The organism is Agrobacterium sp. D14, from assembly GCF_001526505.1.
In the GTDB taxonomy this organism is placed as follows: Bacteria; Pseudomonadota; Alphaproteobacteria; order Rhizobiales; family Rhizobiaceae; genus Agrobacterium; species Agrobacterium leguminum.
Genome location: NZ_ASXX01000068.1, coordinates 284,973 through 303,757, shown reverse-complemented (window position 1 = coordinate 303,757; position 18,785 = coordinate 284,973). Strand labels below are relative to the sequence as shown.

The 18,785-nt window shown below is 60.5% G+C and carries 16 protein-coding genes and 1 pseudogene; 4 read left to right on the top strand and 13 right to left on the bottom strand.

All coding sequences use genetic code 11. From position 1 onward, the window contains the following. Together L901_RS27555 and L901_RS25810 are read right to left on the bottom strand one after the other, a co-directional pair. On the bottom strand, nucleotides 1-280 hold a 280-nt coding region (locus L901_RS27555), incomplete at its 3' end, for a hypothetical protein (RefSeq protein WP_210179002.1). 264 nt (nucleotides 281-544) lie between these two features. Continuing rightward, nucleotides 545-907: a hypothetical protein gene (locus tag L901_RS25810; protein ID WP_059761244.1), complete on the bottom strand. Its 363-nt coding sequence runs from the start codon at nucleotides 905-907 to the stop codon at nucleotides 545-547. A 235-nt stretch (nucleotides 908-1,142) separates the two neighbouring features. Between L901_RS25810 and L901_RS25800 the strand changes: the two genes are divergently transcribed. After that, nucleotides 1,143-2,831 carry a dihydroxyacetone kinase family protein gene (locus L901_RS25800; protein WP_059761240.1) on the top strand — a complete coding sequence of 563 codons (1,689 nt, stop codon included), beginning with the start codon at nucleotides 1,143-1,145 and terminating at the stop codon, nucleotides 2,829-2,831. Nucleotides 2,832-2,886: 55 nt separating this feature from the next. Here L901_RS25800 and L901_RS25795 read toward each other — a convergent pair whose 3' ends face one another. Beyond that, entirely contained in the window at nucleotides 2,887-3,345 is a 459-nt protein-coding gene (locus L901_RS25795) for an Lrp/AsnC family transcriptional regulator (RefSeq protein WP_003521846.1), read from the bottom strand. Nucleotides 3,346-3,468: 123 nt separating this feature from the next. Here L901_RS25795 and L901_RS25790 point away from each other — a divergent pair, with 123 nt between their 5' ends. The 3 genes from L901_RS25790 (at nucleotide 3,469) to L901_RS25780 (ending at nucleotide 6,953) form a co-directional block, all read left to right on the top strand. After that, the gene (locus L901_RS25790; RefSeq protein ID WP_059761239.1) at nucleotides 3,469-4,752 is read left to right on the top strand and encodes a cystathionine gamma-synthase family protein; all 1,284 of its coding nucleotides are present in this window, start codon (nucleotides 3,469-3,471) and stop codon (nucleotides 4,750-4,752) included. Nucleotides 4,753-4,926: 174 nt separating this feature from the next. Then, nucleotides 4,927-6,324: a cache domain-containing protein gene (locus L901_RS25785; RefSeq protein WP_059761237.1), complete on the top strand. Its 1,398-nt coding sequence runs from the start codon at nucleotides 4,927-4,929 to the stop codon at nucleotides 6,322-6,324. Continuing rightward, the gene (locus L901_RS25780; RefSeq protein WP_059761235.1) at nucleotides 6,321-6,953 is read left to right on the top strand and encodes a response regulator transcription factor; all 633 of its coding nucleotides are present in this window, start codon (nucleotides 6,321-6,323) and stop codon (nucleotides 6,951-6,953) included. The genes L901_RS25785 and L901_RS25780 overlap by 4 nt, the downstream gene beginning before the upstream one ends. A 62-nt stretch (nucleotides 6,954-7,015) precedes the next feature. On the opposite strand, the gene L901_RS25775 is transcribed toward L901_RS25780, so the two are convergent. The 10 genes and pseudogenes from L901_RS25775 to L901_RS25730 form a co-directional block, all read right to left on the bottom strand. After that, entirely contained in the window at nucleotides 7,016-8,128 is a 1,113-nt protein-coding gene (locus L901_RS25775) for a TRAP transporter substrate-binding protein (protein WP_020809088.1), read from the bottom strand. 68 nt (nucleotides 8,129-8,196) lie between these two features. Then, nucleotides 8,197-9,701: pseudogene (locus L901_RS25770) on the bottom strand (TRAP transporter large permease subunit). A gap of 18 nt (nucleotides 9,702-9,719) precedes the next feature. Then, nucleotides 9,720-10,268 carry a TRAP transporter small permease subunit gene (locus tag L901_RS25765; RefSeq protein ID WP_059761233.1) on the bottom strand — a complete coding sequence of 183 codons (549 nt, stop codon included), beginning with the start codon at nucleotides 10,266-10,268 and terminating at the stop codon, nucleotides 9,720-9,722. Between the two features lie 222 nt (nucleotides 10,269-10,490). Further along, nucleotides 10,491-11,417 carry an MYG1 family protein gene (locus tag L901_RS25760; RefSeq protein ID WP_059761230.1) on the bottom strand — a complete coding sequence of 309 codons (927 nt, stop codon included), beginning with the start codon at nucleotides 11,415-11,417 and terminating at the stop codon, nucleotides 10,491-10,493. Nucleotides 11,418-11,574: 157 nt separating this feature from the next. Further along, nucleotides 11,575-12,750 (bottom strand): acyl-CoA dehydrogenase family protein, encoded by a 1,176-nt coding sequence (locus L901_RS25755; RefSeq protein ID WP_059761228.1) that lies wholly within the window; start codon nucleotides 12,748-12,750, stop codon nucleotides 11,575-11,577. A gap of 113 nt (nucleotides 12,751-12,863) precedes the next feature. Then, nucleotides 12,864-13,967 (bottom strand): LLM class flavin-dependent oxidoreductase, encoded by a 1,104-nt coding sequence (locus tag L901_RS25750; protein ID WP_003521836.1) that lies wholly within the window; start codon nucleotides 13,965-13,967, stop codon nucleotides 12,864-12,866. Between the two features lie 108 nt (nucleotides 13,968-14,075). Next, nucleotides 14,076-15,209 (bottom strand): LLM class flavin-dependent oxidoreductase, encoded by a 1,134-nt coding sequence (locus tag L901_RS25745; protein ID WP_059761227.1) that lies wholly within the window; start codon nucleotides 15,207-15,209, stop codon nucleotides 14,076-14,078. Then, nucleotides 15,206-16,924, bottom strand: coding sequence for an ABC transporter ATP-binding protein (locus L901_RS25740; protein WP_059761224.1), 1,719 nt, complete (start codon nucleotides 16,922-16,924; stop codon nucleotides 15,206-15,208). The genes L901_RS25745 and L901_RS25740 overlap by 4 nt, the downstream gene beginning before the upstream one ends. Continuing rightward, nucleotides 16,903-17,748: an ABC transporter permease gene (locus L901_RS25735; RefSeq protein ID WP_059761222.1), complete on the bottom strand. Its 846-nt coding sequence runs from the start codon at nucleotides 17,746-17,748 to the stop codon at nucleotides 16,903-16,905. The genes L901_RS25740 and L901_RS25735 overlap by 22 nt, the downstream gene beginning before the upstream one ends. Continuing rightward, nucleotides 17,745-18,755, bottom strand: a complete 1,011-nt coding sequence (locus tag L901_RS25730) for an ABC transporter permease (protein ID WP_059761220.1) — start codon at nucleotides 18,753-18,755, stop codon at nucleotides 17,745-17,747. The genes L901_RS25735 and L901_RS25730 overlap by 4 nt, the downstream gene beginning before the upstream one ends. Nucleotides 18,756-18,785: the final 30 nt, after the last annotated feature.

The following is an 18,785-nucleotide window of genomic DNA, read 5'->3' as shown; positions in this document are numbered from 1 at the left end:
ATCTTCCAGGTGGCAGACTACGGCCTCGTTGCAGACCTGTTCGAGGCGCTGCCGGAACTCGAGAAGGCGCTGTAGTTTCATCACGCCAACATGGAGGATTGCCGGAATGAAAATGCCATTTCAGATCAGCATCGATCATGCCGAGCAAATTCGAAGAAATGAAATCGCACCCGCCGTTGATGAAGCGAAGAAGCCTTCCCAAAACCGTAACTTGCCCGACAGAAAATGTGAGGGAATGCAGCAGGGTTTGTTTGCCCGCATCCGCCGATTTCTCAAGCATGTATTTTTGGACTGACCGCGCAAAATGGCAACTCCGTGCATTGCGCCCGAACGTGAAGCGATTGAATTCGACGTTGCGATCGTTGGCGCGGGTCCTGCGGAGGCACCTGCCACTGTGACAACGGGAGCGGGCAATGCAGGGCTTCCGATCCGCCGGCGGCTTGCAACGACTTAATGTCGCTGTTTTCAGCTGTCCGAAATCTCTTCGTCCCGTTGCAACACAAACGCTACGCGCTGTCACCGGCAGGAACCGCCTCTCCGGATTTCAGGCTTCGACAGCTTCGCTGACATCATCCAGAAGAAAGTGCACGATCACATAGCGTGTCGTGTATTTCTGACCGCTATCGGAGACGCTTTCGATGCTGCCGCCGTCGGAGGGATGCCATTTCTGGTAGTGGGGGTTGTTGGCGATCAGCGTAATCGCCTTGTCGGAGAACCTGCCGTTCAGCCGGTAGCGGGCCTCTGCGAGATGCCAGATTTTTTCAAAATCCTGCTGGCTGATCCGGGCTTTCAAGGCCTTTCTGGATATTGTTTTTCCGGGCGAGCCATCGTCATGTGCCGCCGATGGAATATGTAGGTCAACCTCTTCTGCACCGTCCAGCAGAAACGCAAATTCGTCTGGCCACATCCGTCTCACGTATCGCTCCTCCCAAAGCTTACCGTCTTACAGCGCCATCATGATAGCGCCTCCGCCGCCAGAGGCAATGGCGGATATGCACCTGTGTTTCCCTCGCACGCCTTCAATCGATGTCGCGAGTGCGAATGCCCGGAACTTGAAATTGGTCGGAAGATCGTGCTTGTTCACGGTCAGCAGGGCACGTGCGCGTCCCCGCCGGCCAACGAACTGCATCGAGGAGTAAGGCATGAAGAAACTCATCAACAATCCAGCCACCGTTGTGCGGGACATGCTCGAAGGCGTGGTGGCCCTCAGCCCCGCGACGGTCCTGCTTGCGGATGAGAATGTCGTTATCCGGTCTGGCCTTCTGGACCCGGAAAAGCGCAGGGTGGCGGTCCTGTCGGGCGGTGGCAGTGGCCATGAACCAGCCCATGCGGGTTATGTGGGCGCGGGCATGCTCACCGTTGCGGTGGCAGGCGATGTCTTCACCTCGCCAAGCACCGATGCGGTTCTTGCCGGCATCAGGGCTGCGGCCGGACCCGCCGGTGCTCTGGTTATCGTCAAGAACTACACGGGCGACCGGCTGAATTTCGGATTGGCGGCTGAGCTGGCGCGGGCTGAAGGAATTCCGGTCGAGATCGTGGTCGTTGCCGATGATGTCGCCTTGAAGGAAACAGTTCCCGACGATCGCCGCCGGGGTATCGCAGGCACAGTGCTTGTGCACAAGCTTGCCGGCGCGGCCGCGGAGCAGGGGCTTCCCCTTCAAGAGGTTACCCGCATCGCGAGGGAAGCCGCCGGGAAATTGTCCTCCATGGGAATATCGCTGGGGTCCTGCACGCTCCCTGCCGTCGGCAGGCCGGGCTTCGTCCTTGGCGACGCTGAAATCGAAGTCGGGCTCGGCATCCATGGCGAGCAGGGCGTCCGGCGGATGTCCATCGCATCGGCGGACGAGCTTGTGAAGCTGGTCCTCGAGACGATTGAAGCCGATGGCAGGCTGAAAAGCGGAGACCGGGTTGCGCTTCTGGTCAACGGACTGGGATCGACGCCGCCAATGGAGCTTGCGGTCGTGGCGCGATCCGCCGTCACACACCTGGAAGCAAAGGGCGTCGTGGTCGAACGGGCATGGGCCGGTACCTTCCTCTCCGCCCTCGATATGCCCGGCTTTTCCCTGTCGGTCATGCATGTGGACGACGCAATGCTCAACCTCATGGATGCGCCAACCGATGCCGGTGCATGGCCGCGCGGCGGTGCGGTGAACCGCAACCGCGTCTTGCCGTCGGCAGGTGTAGAGAAGAGCGTGACTGCGGAAATCAGGATAACAGCCGCCGGTGAGCGACTGCGTTCCGCCGCGGAGCGGGTCGCCCGAGCCCTGATCGTCGCAGAGCCTAAACTGACGCAGCTCGACAGTGTTACGGGCGACGGTGACCTTGGAACAAGCATGGTGCGAGGCGCCGAAGCAATATTGGCGCTGCCCGGGGAGAGCTTCGCAGATGTGTCCGGCGGCTTGGCGGCGATGGCAAATGCGATGCGGAAGGCAATCGGCGGAAGCTCGGGGCCCTTTTACGCCACGGGCCTGATGCGCGCTTCGCGCCATCTTGCCGGGATCGAAAAGCCGACGGCCCAACAGATGGCGGAGGCGTTCGTGGCTGCCGTTCTTGCCGTCTCGGAACTCGGTGGTGCGAGACCGGGGGACCGTACGATGATAGATTCGCTTCATCCGGCGGCAGAAACGTTCCGGGACAAACTCGCAGCCGGAGCTTCGGCCGATGAGGCCTGGCGATCCGCCTCGGCGGCAGGCATCGCAGGCGCCGAGGCGACGGCGTCGATGAAGCCGCGGCTCGGGCGCGCGAGCTATCTTGGCGAGCGGGCTATAGGACATCCCGATGCGGGAGCGGTCGCCGTCAGCATCTGGCTTGAAGCAATCGGGAACGATTAGCGCCGATGGGCGGCGGGCCTGATGAGAAAGCGGATTGCCGCCGTGGCCGCGAGGCTCAGATGCGCCGCGCCTTGATCGTGTTCATGACGAAGCTGGTCTCGATGGTCTCGACGCATTTCAGCTTTGCGATCTTGTCCTTGATGAAACGCTCGTAATCCTCCAGCCCACCGCACATGACCTTGAGCATATAGTCTCTCGGACCCGTGACGAGATGGCATTCGAGAACCTCGTCCCAGTCAAGCACGGCCGCCTCGAACATCCGGATTTCGTCATCGTGCTGGCGGCTGAGGCGGACGGACGCAAGGGCGGTCATGGTCCATCCCTCGATTGCCGGATTGATGATCGCGGAGTACCCTTTGATGGCGCCCATCTCTTCCAGGCGTCGAAGCCGCCGCAGGCACGCCGATGCCGACAGTCCGACCCGCTCGGCAAGTTCGTTGTTCGTGATCCGCGCATCGGCAGACAATTCCTTGAGTATCCGCCTGTCGATCGGGTCTGCAATTTTTTGCGACATAAATGACCATTCTCCGCAATATATTGCTTCATGAGACAACTTGACGCTTCAGAATGCAAGGTATTTTGGTTTCACTGCGTGTAACCTGCAGATAGTTCAACGCCAGCTGAGGGATCATCGGAAATGACCGCGCCGCATCCGTCCAAAACCCATATCGGCAACCACGCTCTCCATCCTGAAACCCAGATGCTCAATTACGGTTATGATCCGGAATTGTCGGAGGGCGCCGTAAAGCCTCCCGTGTTCTTGACATCGACCTTCGTTTTCAAATCGGCGGAAGACGGGCGCGACTTCTTCGACTACGTCTCCGGCCGTAAAGAGCCGCCCGAGGGCAGGGGCGCGGGCCTCGTCTATTCGCGCTTCAACCATCCGAACAGCGAAATCGTTGAGGATCGTCTTGCGGTTTATGAGCGCACGGAGAGCTGTGCGCTGTTCTCCTCGGGCATGTCCGCCATTTCAACGACGCTTTTCGCCTTTGTGCGGCCCGGTGACACCGTGCTCCATTCCCAGCCGCTGTATGGCGGCACGGAGACGCTGCTGGCCAAGACCTTCCATAATTTCGGCGTCTCGGCAGTGGGTTTCGCCGACGGTGTCAGCGAGACCTCGGTGATGGCTGCGGCAGAGGAGGCGATGGCGAAAGGCAGGGTCTCCGTCATCCTCATCGAGACCCCCGCCAATCCGACAAACAGCATTGTCGATATTTCGATGATGAGCCGGGTCGCCGACGTGATCGGGGAAAGGCAGGGGCACAGGCCGATCATCGCCTGCGATAATACGCTTCTCGGCCCGGTGTTCCAGCGGCCCATCGAATACGGTGCTGACATCTCGCTCTATTCGCTGACGAAGTATGTTGGCGGGCATTCCGACCTCATTGCCGGCGCGGCGCTCGGCCGGAAGGATGTCATGAAACAGGTGAAGGCGTTGCGTGGAGCAATCGGCACGCAGCTCGATCCGCATTCGTGCTGGATGCTCGGACGTTCCCTTGAGACGCTGCAGATCCGGATGGAGCGGGCGGACAGCAACGCCAGGGTCGTGGCGGAATTCCTCAATGCGCATCCCAAGGTCGAGAAAATCCATTACCTGCCGTTCAGCGATCCGGCATCCGCGGTTGGCAGGGTATTCGCCGCTCAATGTTCCGGCGCGGGATCGACCTTCTCGTTCGACATCGTCGGCGGGCAGGCGGCCTCTTTCAAATTCCTCAATGCGCTCAACATATTCAAACTCGCGGTAAGCCTCGGCGGCACGGAGTCTCTTGCGTCTCACCCCGCAACGATGACGCATTCCGGAGTTCCTGCCGATGTCCGCCAGCGCATCGGTGTGCTGGATTCCACGATCCGGCTGTCAATCGGCATCGAACATCCCGATGATCTTGTCGCCGACCTGACCCTTGCCCTGGATCAGGCCTGACGAAAACGGGAACGCCGCTTACCCCACGCGCCACAGAAATGATTGAAAGCCGCCCTCAGCTTACAAACCTGGATAGGGTCACGCACGGTCGCGCCGCGCTGCTTGCTTTCCAACGTCGCCGATTTGCGGCATTAAGTGTTGTGAAGTGTGCAAGATGAATGTGTCGGGGGGCGCATGAAACTCAGGAGCCAGATTCTCGCATTGGCCATCGGGCCTCTCGTTCTTGCGATTATCGTCATCACAGCGCTGATTACGTGGCAGTCCATGACGCTGGCGCGCACGAGCATCGATGCGTTCGAACGCAACATGCTCGCTGCAAAGGAGGCTGAACTCCTCAACCTTACCAATCTTGCCCTTTCGGCGATCCGCTCGGTCTATGACAGGGCAGGGCCTGATGACGAGGCCGCGAAGGAAGAGGTCAAGCGCATCCTGACCGGTCTCGACTACGGCACTGACGGCTATTTCTTCGTCTATGACTATGACGGGCTGAACGTGGTCCATCCGCGACAGAATTTCCGTCCGGGGAACAACTGGCTGGATCTCCACGATCCCGATGGCAACCGGGTGATCTACGATCTGATCGTCGAGGCGAAAAAGGGGGGAGGGCTGGTCCAGTACAAGTGGGAAAAGCCTTCCACCAAAAAAATGGCCGACAAGCTTTCCTTTGCGGCCGGGCTCGACAAATGGCGCTGGATGATCGGTACCGGCGTTTACCTCGACGACGTTTTTGCGACGACGGCGGCGGCGAAGGAGGAGTTGCGGCATTCGATCACCTGGAACTTCCTGATCGTCGCCCTGTTTGCGGTTCCCGCCGTATTGCTGGTCTTTGCCACCTGCATGCTGCTCAATCTGCGCCAGCAGCGGCTGGCGGATGGCCGGCTCAAGGAATTGATGCAAAGGATCATCGATACCCAGGAGGAGGAGCGTCTGCGCATTGCCCGGGAGCTGCATGACGGCATTTCCCAAAATCTCGTCGGCGTGCGTTTTGCGATCGATCTCGCGCGGCGCAAGGTCACACCGGAGAATGTCGGCGCTGTCGAGGCAATCGGCAAAGGCGCCATTGCGCTGAACGAAGCGATCAAGGAAGTCCGCCGCATCTCGCACGATCTTCGCCCGCGTGTCCTCGACGATCTGGGGCTGACGGCGGCTCTGGAATCCCTCATCTCGAGTTTTTCCGAACGCACGGGAATAGCGGCGACGCTTGAATCCGTGGCCTTCAAGCATATGCTTGTCCCGGAGGCACGGGTTGCGCTTTACCGTGTCGCACAGGAGGCGCTGACCAATATCGAGCGCCATGCCGGTGCGACGCAGGTCGCCATCCGGTTCTCCAGTCGCGATGAACGGGTCCAGATGGATGTCAGCGATAATGGCCGTGGATTTCCGGCCGTTCGGACAGAGAACGGGATGCCGGCAAGCAAGGGGCTCGGTTTGAGAAACATGCAGGAACGCATGACGCATTTCGGAGGCCGACTGGATGTCGAAAGCTCCGCCAGGGGAACCGTTCTGCGGGCGGTGCTGCCCATCACCGCCATGAAGGATCGTAATAGCGGCCTACAGGAGGCCGCCGAGTGACCGTGCATCCGATCCGTGTGTTGTTGATCGACAACCATCCTCTGGTTCTGGATGGGTTGCGGGCCGTCCTCGAGACTTACGAGCATCTCGCAGTCGTTGGAACCGCGGTGTCCGCCATGGCCGGTATCGACGCGGCTGTCGCCACGCGGCCCGATGTGGTGCTGATGGATATCAACATGCCGCAGATCAATGGCATCGATGCCCTGGAGCTGTTCAAGGAAAAGCAGCTTTCCGCCCGGGTGCTGATGCTGTCGATGCATGACAGCCGGGAATATATATCGACCTCGGTCATGTATGGTGCGGCCGGTTACATTCTGAAGGATGTGGCGACCGAAGAAATAGTCGCTGCAATCGAAACCGTGGCTGCCGGCGGCACCTATTTTTCCTCTGGCGTTCGCGATGTGCTGATGGAAGGGTCTTCCGGCAGGCTGAAGGCGCTGACGACACGCGAGCAGGAAGTTCTGCTGCTGATCGCGCGCGGAAAGAGCAATCGCGACGCTGCCCTGGCGCTAGATATTGCCGAGCGCACGATGGAAACCCATCGCAAGAACATCAAGAGGAAACTGGATATAGCGACGACCGCCGGTCTCATCCGCTATGCGATCGATAATGGGCTTATCAAAGAATAGCCGCTAGAGGCCCGAGGCCCCGGAATGTCGCCATCCAGGGGCCTCGGTAAGTCTATGTCGGTTTATTTACCGGCCGTCTGCATGGCATAGCCGTAGCTGTCATAGGTATATTCGGCAACGCGGAACCATTCGAAGCTCTCGTCGCGGAACTTCTTCCAGCCCGGATAGATCTTGGCCCATGCGGGATGCTTCTGCGTGTACTCGTCATAAAGCTCGAAGGTCGCCTTGTAGGCGGCGTCGAGCACATCGCGGGGCAGCGGGCGAAGCTGCGTGCCCTTGGAAACCAGCGAGCGGATCGCATCCTTGTTCTTGACGTCGTACAGCGCCTGCATGTTGATGTTGGCGGCCTTGCAGGCGGTGTCGAGCGCTGCCTTGTATTCATCAGGCAATGCTGCGTATTGGTCCTTGTTGACGAAGAAGTGGATCGTCAGCCCACCTTCCCAGAACGCGGGATAATAGTAATAAGGCGCGATCTGGTAGAAGCCGAGCTTTTCGTCGTCATAGGGGCCGACCCATTCCGCGGCATCTATGGTGCCCCGTTCCAGCGCCGGATAGATGTCGCCGCCCGGAAGCTGCTGCGGCACCGCGCCAAGCTTGGCGAGCACCTGTCCGGCGACGCCGGCAATACGCATCTTGAGGCCCTTGATATCCTCGATGCTCTTGATCTCCTTGCGATACCAGCCGCCCATCTGGGCGCCCGTCGCTCCACCGGGAATGCCGATGACGCCGTAGTCGGAAAGGAATTCGTTGTAAGCCTCGTTGCCGCCGCCGTGGTAGAGCCATGCGTTCTGCTGGCGGGCGTTCAGGCCGAAGGGGATGGTCGAACCGATGGCGAATGTCGGATCTTTCCCGGTGAAATAATAGCCGCAGGTATGGGAAATCTCGACGGTATTGGCTTTTACTGCGTCGATAGCCTGGGCGCCGGGAACGATTTCACCGGCCTGGAAGACCTGGATTTCGAACTTGCCGCCCGTAATGGCCTTCAATGCATTGGCCATGACGACGGCGCCGCCATAGATCGTGTCCAGATTGTTCGGGAAGCCGGACGTGAGACGCCAGCGAACGGTTGGCAAAGACTGGGCTATGGCGGGTGTCGCAAGTGCCGAAGCAGCCGCAGCAGCCCCTGCAAGTACGCCGCCCGACAAGAGTTGTCTGCGACCTGGGTTGACCTTCATAGATTACCTCCTCCTATTGAACGTCAGCGATTTTTGTTGCAGCGGGCGCTTTTGCGCCCGGCCGATTGTCATGGGGTGGCCGGCTTTCCGAAGCTCGGTGCGCTGTTGCCGGGTGCCGAGAAAGGATTGGCGAAGGGATCGGCGTCCGTGCCGATGCTGGGCATCGGTACATTGATATGGACGGCGGAAGGATCGACCTGCTTGGCGCCTGACTTGTAGTGCATCACGATGCCGGGGAAGGCGATGATGATGACGACCATGGTCAGCTGGATGAACAGATAGGGAATAGCGCCCAGATAGATCTGGGACGAGGTGACCGGCTGGATCGTCTGTCCCGTGATCCGGTCCTTATAGGCCCGCGTCGGTGCGACGGACCGCAGGAAGAACAGCGAGAAACCGAAGGGCGGGTGCATGAACGACGTCTGCATGTTGACCGCCAGCATCACACCAAACCAGATCAGGTCGATGCCAAGCGCATCGGCGACCGGCGCCAGCAGCGGGATGATGATGAAGGCCAGCTCGAAATAATCGAGGAAGAAGGCCAGGAAAAAGACCAGCAGGTTGGCGACGATCAGGAAGCCGATCTCGCCGCCCGGGATCGATGTCATCAGATGCTCGACCCAGACGTGGCCGTTCACGCCATAGAAGGTCAGGGAAAAGACGCGCGCGCCGAGCAGGATGAGCAGCACGAAGGACGACAGCTTTGCCGTGGCGTGCAGCGATTGCTGGATCAGGCCGAAATTGAGCTTGCGGTTGGCAAGCGCAAGGGCGAGCGCGCCGACAGCACCCATGGCGCCGCTTCCGTTGGGGTGGCGATCCCGAGGAAGATCGTGCCGAGCACGAGGAATATCAAGACGAGCGGCGGCACCAGCGAGGTGATGACCTTGAGCAGCAGCTTGGTGCCGCGCAGGGTCCGCGCCTCCAGCGGCAGGGCCGGGACTTTCGTGGGGCTGATGATCGAGGTCACGATGATATAAAGCGCATAGGCCGCCACGAGCATGAGACCCGGAACGAGCGCCCCCTTGTACATGTCGCCCACCGAACGGCCGAGCTGGTCGGCCAGCACGATCAATACGAGGCTGGGCGGGATGATCTGCGCCAGCGTGCCGGAAGCCGCGATCGTGCCGGCGGCGACCTTGCGGTCATAACCATAGCGCAACATGATGGGAAGCGAGATGAGGCCCATCGAGATAACCGAGGCGGCGACGACGCCGGTGGTGGCGGCCAGAATTGCGCCGACGAAGATGACTGCGAAGGCGATGCCGCCGCGGACCGGTCCAAACAGCTGGCCGATCGTGTCCAGCAAATCCTCCGCCATGCCGCTCTTTTCAAGAATGAGCCCCATGAAGGTGAAGAACGGTATCGCCAGCAGCGTTTCGTTCGACATCTGGCCGAATATGCGATCGGGAATGGCCTGGAACAGCGTCGCCGGCAGCAGGCCGAGTTCTATCCCGATGAAGCCGAAGAAGAAGCCGACAAAGGCTAGCGCGAAGGCCACGGGATAGCCGAGCAACAGCACGATGATGAGCGCCGCAAACATGATGGGCGCGAGATTTTCCGCAATGAATGCCATTGTTGTTTTTTCCTTCGATCAGAGCATTGCCGCCGCGGCGTCAGCCTCTGCAACGGGATCGGGGATATCGCCGCGCAGGATCGCGACACGCTTGATGAGTTCCGAAACGCCCTGAATGGCGAGGAGGCTGAAGCCAATCGGTATCAGCGCCCAGACGGGCCATTGAATGAGGCCGCCCGTGTTGTTTGAAACCTCACCGGAAGCGAGCTTCTGCAGAAACACCGGCCAGGAGAGATAGACCGTGATGAGGCAGAAGGGCATGAGAAAGAAGATGGTCCCGAGAATGTCGACCCACAGCTGCCCTTTGCGCGGAAGATTTCCGTAGACCAGATCGACCTTCACGTGCTCGTTGTTAAGAAGCGTGTAGGCGGCGGCGATCAGAAACACGGCAGAAAACAAATACCACTGCGATTCAAGCCAGGCGTTGGAACTCATCGAAAACGCCTTGCGCATGACGGCATTGATGGCGCTGATGAAAATAGCCGCGAGAAGCAGCCAGGAAATGCCTTTGCCAATGGCTGCATTGGCGGCATCGATGGCGCGCGAAACGGCCAACAGAAACTTCATGATATCCTCCCCGAAAGCGGCCGCGTACTCCTCAATACGTGTGTGACCGCCATAATTCGGGCAGGATAACCACGGTGGCCTGACGCTCAAGGGCGCGCGCCGGCGAATTTCCTCAGAGGTACCGAGAACTGGGTATGGGCGAGATCAAAACCCGCATCGGGGCTTAATTTCGCTTCCCGCTGCCGGCCCAAATGCGTGGTTGCATGGTCGGCTACCATGTCACTATTTGGCTGCGGTCGCCTCTTTTACCGCCAGCTCCGCCATGGCGAGTGCCGCATCGCGGGTTCTGGCCGCCGCGACAAATCGGCCGTTGTGGCAGAAGCTCGCGCCTTCGATGCCGCAAACCGCTTCCAGATCTTTGTCCGTCAGGCCGGCCCAGGCCGCCGGCAGATCCGCCCGCAGCTCAAAGCCTTCATCCGCGCGGCGGATGCCGGTCAGGCACCAGTCGTTGTTGCGTGGATGAACGACGAAGAGCAGATGGTCGGCGCCCGCCTTCTTGATGGCGGGCCGAAACGGCATTCCCATCGGCAGTTCCAGAATATGTCCCTTGCCGGCATCCACGATAGCCTGGCTCACGAGCGCTTCAGCCCGCAATTTCGCGGCGCTGTTGGCAATCTTTGCCTCCACGAAGCTGCGGGCGATGGCCAGCGCCGCGTGGAAACTGCGATTGTCCGCTTCGGGATCTGTCTCGTCGAAAACAGGTTTCAGAGTTTCCAGCAACACGGGGAGGGTCAGCCCGGCGAGTGCCCCCGCGGTGGATGGGCTGAGCGCGCCATTGTCGACCAGATCGACCGGCAGCACGAAGCTGGCATCGAAAGAGGCGTGAACGGTTTCGATATGGTCTTCAGGAACGCCGAAGGCGGCAAGATAATCGCGGCCGAAATGCTTCCAGATCAGTCCGAACGAACTATAGGGCTGACCGTCTTCCCGCAACGGTGCGCCCCGCTGGTGGTGATCGAAGGCACCCTTCGCCGCGTCATAAACACCGCCGACGTCATAGACGATGCGGTCTGCGCCGGGTGCGATCCATTCGGGCGCCCTGCTGCGGATCAGGCGTGCCTGCGGGAAAAGCCGGGTCAGCACGACGCTCGACAGCAGTTCGTCGGCATGGAAGCCACCGGAATGGGTGACGAGGAAGTCCGGGATCATGTCAGGATGCGCCTTGTTGCTTGCGGAAGCTCCGCCTGGGAGTGGCACCTGATACCCTTTGCCGGACTGCATCTCAACCCGCCATTCGCCATAGAGGCTAAAAGCAACGATATGCTGGACGTCGTGATCCGAAGGAAAGGCGGTTTGTCACCGCGTTTCAAGCCGTCTTCAGGATCGACAGGTTGGGTGCCGACCGGTCATTCTCGCTCGTTTTCCAGCGGTCAAAGGCGGCGCGTCCGAGAATGGCGACCGAGGTGTCCTCCTGGGGAGCATGGACGAGAACCGACTGTATATCGCGGAAATGCCGCTCGAGGCCGAGATCGGCGTTGAGGCCGGGATTGCCGATGCCGCGAACGGCTATCTGGACGGCGTCGCGGATTTGCCTGCCGGCGAGAAGTCGGGCCCTTATCAGGTGTTCGGCATCGCCGATATGGTTTGCGAGCGCGCCAAAGATGATTTGCCGGGCGCCAGAGACCAAAAGGTCGATCTCGCCCGAAAGCGTGACAAAACGTTCTGTCCGCGCAATGGGATGGCCCAGATTGGCGGGCACGCGTTCATGCGCGAAGCGAATGAACGCTTCTTGAGCGGCCTCAGCCGCCCCCAGATAGATTGCGGTCAGCGCAAGCGTCATCGCCGCGTGGCCGCGATTATCCTGCTGGGCAACGGAGGGATCAACGAGTTCCAGCACATTTTCTGCCGGAATTTCAACGTCGGTATATTCGACGTCGTGCGAACCGGTCGCCCGCATTCCGAGGCTCTTCCAGTTCTCTATGATCCTGATGCCGGGCAGGCCATTGGGCACGACGAAGGTGCCGACGCGAGCCTGAGCCTCGTCGGTGTGCGCCCAGACGAGGAAGTGCGTGAGGCCGTGCGCGCCCGTCACGAAGCGCTTGCGGCCCGTGATCGACCAGCCATTCGCCGTCCGGTGCGCACGCGTGGCCGGCAATCCGCCACGGGCCGGCGAGCCCAGTTCGGGCTCCACACGGGCGGCGTTCAGCAGCAGTGGCTGGTGTTTGGCCCTTGAAAGAAGGTCCCTGTAAAGCCCGTCAGGCCAATGGTCCTTCGTCGCCTGTCCCAGATGAGTGAAGATCGTCATCGCGCTGATGAGCGCCACAGAGGGATCGCCGCGTCCCAGCGCCACCAGAATATGGGCTGCTGTGCTCAAGGTTCCTCCCGGGCCGCCGTAACGCGTGGCCACGGTGCTCTCGAGAAGTCCAGCCTGATGAACGGCGCGAATACCGGTCCAGGGAAACTGACCGGTCTGATCCGCATCCGGTGCGGCTTCGGAAACGGCGCGCACGGCGGCGTCAAGTGCGGTGGGATCGTAGGACATGCGGTAACGGCTTTCTGAAGGTCGGCGGGCGGGATCATCCGTTGCGGGCGTGGATGATCCCTGTCCGGGAAGAAGAGGTGGATGGGTCCGACGGCGTAGCCGGACCGCCGTGATCAGGCGGCTGCCTTCTTCTTTGCCTCTTCGCGTTCGCGAATGCCCTCGCGGACGAGGGGCAGGATGTATCGCCCGTAGTCGACGGCATCGTTATAATTGTCGTATCCACGGATCGAAATCAGATCGGCGCCGAGATCGATATAGTCGAGAATGGAGTCGGCGATGGTGCGCGGCGATCCGACCAGAGCGGTTGTTGCGCCGCTTGCATTGGTCGCGGTGACCGTCGGATACCACAGTGCGCGGTCATGGACATCACCACGTTTGGCGATATCGAGCAGGCGCTGGGAGCCGATATTGGCGGGTGGTGTTGCGTTGACCGGCGCGCGGGAAAGACCCTTCTGGCGGTTCTCGTTCAGACGGTCGAGAACCCTGTGCGCCTTATCCCAGGCCAGTTCATCCGTTTCAGCCACGATTGGCCGGAAGGTAACCCAGATGCGCGGGCGATCGGTCCGGCCGGCTTTTGCGGCCTCGGCATAGATACGGTCGATCTGCTGCTTGGTTTCAGCCAGCGGTTCACCCCAGAGGCCGAAAATGTCGCACAGCGAGCCGCCGATACGATAGGCGGCATCCGACGAGCCGCCGAGCGAAATCGGGATCAGGCCATTGGTTGGACGCACGGCGCTGCGGAACTGCTTGAACTGGTAATATTTGCCGTCGAAATCGAAGGGTTCGGTCGAACTCCAGGCAAGGCGGAGAATGCGGATATATTCTTCCTGACGTTCGTAACGCTCTTCCTTGTTGAGGAAATCTCCCTCACGCGCCTGCTCCTCGTCGCTGCCGCCCGCGATGAAGTGGACGACGACGCGCCCGCCGCTCAACTGGTCGAGCGTGGCGAGGGATTTGGCGGCAACCGTGGGATAAACGGTGTTGGGTCGGAGCGCGACGATGATCTTGATGTTCTTCGTATGCGCAAGCACCGTCGCGCCCAGTGTGAAGGGATCGAACGAGGAAGAGGAATAGGGGATGAGCGTGTAGTTGAAACCGTAATCGTCCAGCGCACGCGCATAACGTTCCAGGAAGAGCGGATCGACCGGAGCATCCGGGATGGGGTTCAGATCATTGGACGCGTTGGGAAAGCTGACGCTGATGAATTCCGCAGCCATGGGAGCTCCTTGGTGTTTCTGGGTGTCGGGTAAAAGCTAAAGCCGGCATGGCATATGAGGAAGACAGGTCTTTCTATTTCTATGGAAAATGTAGAAAATATTGCCTGGCTATGCTGGCGGTCTAGAACCCTGGATTGACGCCTGCTCCGGCCCTTGGTGATCGGAAGCGGGTTTCCACCCCAGAGAGGGAGCAACCGTCGTCGCAAGATCGGTGAGCAATCTTATGTTTTCGGACAGTCCGAAAGCGGGAGGCAGAAACAGGACGAGTTCATCTGCGGCTGCCAGTCCCGGGTCGCTCAACACCGCCTCGATGACAGCATCCGGTGTGCCTTGAAAGACCGGAGAAATCAGCGCGCCAACCGGCTGGCCGGCAGGAGCCAGCGCACCCTTCGGGCGTGAGGCGGCAATTCCCGCCGTGCGGCGCTCAAGATCGTAGGCCGCGTATTTCTCTTGCAGCTCCGGGGTGGTGCCGACCAGAACGGAAGCTGCAACGGCGACTGGCGGCGGCGTCGTTTTCCAGATGCGCAGCCAGTGGGTGCGATAGGCGTCGATGATCCGCGCCTGATATTGACCGAAAGTCTCGCCTTCGGCCTGATCGTGAAGGACGGTTCCTGAAATCAGGCCGATCCCGAGTTCGGCGGCCTGTATCGCTGAATCGAGGCTGGCGGAGCCTTGGCGGATACGGCTGCGAAGGGTGGGGCTATGTGGCGTTACCCGCAACTCGGCTCCCGCAGGCGCGCCCGTGTCCCGCTCCGTAACGATGTGCAGAACATCGCCGGCAATGGCGGCGAGGAAACGCGACTGGCGCCGCTTTGCCTCTGTCCGGGCATCGGTGTCGACGGTTCCGAAAACGGCGTCGAAGGCGCCGTTGGCCCCGGTTGAAATGGCGAGCTCAAGCCGGCCGTCGATCAAAAGATCGGTCGTTCCCGCCGCCTCGGCCAAAAGGATCGGGTCCTGATAACGCATCGGGATGACGGCGGAGCCAAGTGTGATGTGCCGCGTATGCTGACCGACTGCCGCAAAGAAAGGTAACGGGGAAGAAAGATAATGGTCGAAGTGACGCTGATAGGCCCAGCCTGACTGATAACCCAGCCTTTCCGCCTGCCTGAACAATTCTATGCCCTGCCGCAACCCCTGTGCCGGACCGTCATCGTCGTTGAACGACACCCGCGTATTGAAGCCAAGCCGCTGTTTCGGTCGAAACAACCCGGGAAGGTCGCGGGAAGCTGCTGCAATATTCATGCGAGTTGCTCCTTGCGCAGAGCGTGCCGAACCGCGGGAATGCGAACTGTTCCGGCAATGCCCGACGGGATGGAGTTCAGCAGGGACGCGGTATATTCGTGTCTCGGATTGCTGAAAATCTCGGTGACGGCTCCATGCTCGACGATGCGTCCCCGCTGCATCACCGAAACGCTGTGCGCAAGTTGCCGGACCAGGGCGAGGTCATGCGAAACGAAAACATAGGTCAGGCCGAGCTTCGCTTGCAGCGACAGCAGAACCTCGACGATATCCGCCTGCACGCTGACATCGAGAGCGGATGTGGGTTCGTCCAGCACGATCACATCCGGTTTGAGGACCAGCGCACGGGCGATTGCCACACGCTGACGCTGCCCGCCGGAGAGGGCCGATGGTTTGCGCTCCAGGAGGTGCTCGCTCAAGCCGACATTCGCAAGAGCTTCCCGTACCCGCTCGGAGCGCTCTTTCGGCGTCCCGATCTCGAACCGGTCGAGTGGTTCACGAACAAGCTGCTCCACCGTCCATGTCGGGTCGAGTGACGTGAACGGGTTCTGGTAAACCAGTTGAAGGTGCCGCCAGACGGAACGGAGCGAAGCCCGGCTTTTGCTCGTGACGGTCTCGTCGGCAACCGTGATCGTGCCGCTTTCAGGCTCTTCGAGCCCCAGCAGCAGGCGGATCGTCGTCGTCTTGCCGGAGCCGGATTCGCCGACGAGGGCATGGGTCGTGCCCGCCGGAACCGTAAACGAAATATCGTCCACCGCCGTCAGGGTTTTGCCATCGACGGTGAAGCGCTTGGTGACGCCGCTGACGGCAATCTTTGGCGATTTGTCGCTCTCGAGAAGGCTGAACCCCGGATCGCGGAATTTGGCATAACGCTCCGGGTTGAGCGCGGGCACGTCGCCATGGAGTTTTTTGGCATAGGGTGAGGAAGGGGAGGAAAAAACGGCCGACGTCCTACCTGCTTCCTGTACGACGCCGTTCTTCAGCACGACGAGATTGTCTGCCCTCTCCGCCGCTATTGCGAGGTCGTGGGTAATGAGAAGCAGGCTGATATTCAGCTCATCCCGAAGGCGGGAGAGGAGATCGAGGATGCGCTTCTGGATCGTTACGTCCAGCGCCGAGGTCGGCTCGTCCGCCACCAGCAGTGCAGGGCGCGGCAATATTGCGAGCGCGATCAGCACGCGCTGCAACATCCCGCCGGACAATTGATGTGGATAGGAATCGTAGACCCGTTGCGGATTGTCGAGACCCACCTTGGCGAATGTTTCGAGAATAAGTGTCTTGCGGATCGAAGGGTTGACCTCTTCCGTCAGCGCTGCGGCCTCCAGCGCCTGCGAGCCGATTGTTCTCACCGGATTGAGAGAGTTGCCCGGATCCTGCGGCACGAAGCCGATTTCACGGCCGCGAAACGGCCTGAAACGCCGTTCCGGCAATGCCAGAATGTTCTGCCTGTCGAAAACGACCTGACCCGTGGCGTTCGCACCGTTGGGAAGAAGCCGCAGCACGGCTTTTGCGATTGTCGATTTTCCAGAACCGGATTCCCCGATGAGGGCAAGGCTTTCGCCGCGCCCGATTTCGAAACCGACATTATGGACGACCTCCTGCCGCCCGTAGGCAACGGCAAGATTTTCGACCGCGAGGAGGGGCGTCGCGTGTTGTGGAGACGCTGCCACGAACTCGGCAAGGATTGGCGCTGTTTTCAGTGCGATTTGCGAAGCCATCGGCTGATCCTGTTGACAGAGAGGACGGTCACGATCGTAACGAACGCGGGCGCATAAACGAGCCAGGGCCATTTGAGGTAGTCCTTGCCGATTGAAATCAGCAGGCCCCAGTCGGAAGACGGCGGAGGGTCGCCGTAGCCGAGGAAGGCGAGGCTGGCGATCACCAGAATGGACTCGCCGAATTGCAGCACGGCCAGCGGCAGCATCGAGCGGGATGCGTTTGGAAGGACGTGTCTCAAAACGATGTAGCGGCGCGAGCCTCCCAGCAGAAAGGACGCCTCCACGAAGGTCGCCTGACGGGTCTTGATGACCTCGGAGCGAGCCACGCGGGCGAAAAAGGCAATGGCCGATATGCCCGTCGCAATCGCCGCATTGATCGTTTCGAAGCCTATGGCCGTGACGATGATGACCGCGAGCAGGAACTTCGGGATGGACAGCAGCACGTCGACAAAACGCGCAAAGACGATATCCACCCAGCCGCCGAAAAATCCGGCGAGCAAACCGATCAACCCGCCGATGAAAACGCCGATGACGACAGCGACCAGGGCGCTCGATACGGATGATGCTGTGCCATAAACGACCCGTGTATAGAGATCGCGCCCCAGATGATCGGTGCCGAACCAGTGCGCAAAACTTGGCGCAAGAAGCTTGTCGGCCGGAACGCCGTTGATCGGGCTCTGGCTGGTGAACAGTTGCGGCGCAATCGACCAGGCGACGACGATGGCGATGACGAGGAGGGAAAGGGCGACGGTTGCGGTGATGTTGAGAGCTTTCAGCTTCTCGAACGGATTGCTGCCGGAGACCGGGCTGGAGATAAGGCTCATGGTTTGGCCCCCGTTTCAAGGCCAAGCGGCGTGTCGTCGGCGGTTGCCAGGCGACGTTTTCGGCCAACGATAATTTTCACCCGCGGATCGAGCAGCGGATAGAGAAGATCGGCAATGAGGTTGACGACGACGAAGACCACGGCTCCCAGCGAGACGATGGCCTGCAGGACGGGCAGGTCCTGCGTGCTGACGGAGCGCTGTACGAGACTGCCGATGCCGGTGCGGCCGAACACGGTTTCCGTGATCAGCGAATTGCCCAGAAGCTCGCCCACGGTCAGGGCGATAACCGTCACCACCGGCAACGAAGCGGGCTTGAGCAGATGTGTCGTGAAAAGCCTTCTCGGCCCGATGCCGCGGCTGCGGGCAACCGCCGCGTAATCCTGCTCCGCTTCATGATCGAGATTGGCGATCAGGACTTCCGCGATCTGCGCGGAAAACGGTATGCCGATGGTGATCGCTGCAAACAGCGTCGCCCAGAAGCTGTCGGGCTCGATGACCCGGAACAGCCTCAGCTGAAAACCGAAGAGATGGATCAGAAACAGGCCGATGACGAAATTGGGTGTCGACAGGAACAGCGAGGGGAAGGCCCGCAGCAATCCCTGCCCATATCGTTTCGGCACGACCTGCGTGCCATAGGCAACGGCGAAGGCGAGGATCAAGGCGACCGCGAGCCCGGCGGAGGCCAAAACCAGCGTCGATGGCAGCACCTCGGCAATCAGGGTCACGACGGGTCGATTGGAGCGCATGGAAATGCCGAGGTCGCCCGTCAGGAATGCCGACAGGGAGTGCCAGAGCTGCACGACGATCGGCCTGTCCAGCCCCTGTGCAGCAATGATTTCGGCGATCTCCTGTTCCGTAAAGCCGTTCTGCGGGTTGCGCAGAACGCTGGTGATCGGGTCGCCAGGCAGAACGCTGACGACCACGAAGGTGAAGACATAGGCCAGAAGGATGACGACGATCGCCTGGCCGAGCCGCTTTGCGGCGTAGGTTAGATAGGCATTGCTCATGCCGTCACCTCCTTGACGTTACTCGGTGGG

Excerpts from the sequence above, each read along its gene's own strand:
- L901_RS25800 (WP_059761240.1), top strand. The coding sequence starts at position 1,143 with ATGAAGAAACTCATCAACAATCCAGCCACCGTTGTGCGGGACATGCTC.
- L901_RS25735 (WP_059761222.1), bottom strand. The coding sequence starts at position 17,748 with ATGAGCCTTATCTCCAGCCCGGTCTCCGGCAGCAATCCGTTCGAGAAG.
- L901_RS25750 (WP_003521836.1), bottom strand. The coding sequence starts at position 13,967 with ATGGCTGCGGAATTCATCAGCGTCAGCTTTCCCAACGCGTCCAATGAT.
- L901_RS25740 (WP_059761224.1), bottom strand. The coding sequence starts at position 16,924 with ATGGCTTCGCAAATCGCACTGAAAACAGCGCCAATCCTTGCCGAGTTC.
- L901_RS25755 (WP_059761228.1), bottom strand. The coding sequence starts at position 12,750 with ATGTCCTACGATCCCACCGCACTTGACGCCGCCGTGCGCGCCGTTTCC.
- L901_RS25785 (WP_059761237.1), top strand. The coding sequence starts at position 4,927 with ATGAAACTCAGGAGCCAGATTCTCGCATTGGCCATCGGGCCTCTCGTT.
- L901_RS25765 (WP_059761233.1), bottom strand. The coding sequence starts at position 10,268 with ATGAAGTTTCTGTTGGCCGTTTCGCGCGCCATCGATGCCGCCAATGCA.
- L901_RS25810 (WP_059761244.1), bottom strand. The coding sequence starts at position 907 with ATGTGGCCAGACGAATTTGCGTTTCTGCTGGACGGTGCAGAAGAGGTT.
- L901_RS25730 (WP_059761220.1), bottom strand. The coding sequence starts at position 18,755 with ATGAGCAATGCCTATCTAACCTACGCCGCAAAGCGGCTCGGCCAGGCG.
- L901_RS25745 (WP_059761227.1), bottom strand. The coding sequence starts at position 15,209 with ATGAATATTGCAGCAGCTTCCCGCGACCTTCCCGGGTTGTTTCGACCG.
- L901_RS25790 (WP_059761239.1), top strand. The coding sequence starts at position 3,469 with ATGACCGCGCCGCATCCGTCCAAAACCCATATCGGCAACCACGCTCTC.
- L901_RS25775 (WP_020809088.1), bottom strand. The coding sequence starts at position 8,128 with ATGAAGGTCAACCCAGGTCGCAGACAACTCTTGTCGGGCGGCGTACTT.
- L901_RS25760 (WP_059761230.1), bottom strand. The coding sequence starts at position 11,417 with ATGATCCCGGACTTCCTCGTCACCCATTCCGGTGGCTTCCATGCCGAC.
- L901_RS25795 (WP_003521846.1), bottom strand. The coding sequence starts at position 3,345 with ATGTCGCAAAAAATTGCAGACCCGATCGACAGGCGGATACTCAAGGAA.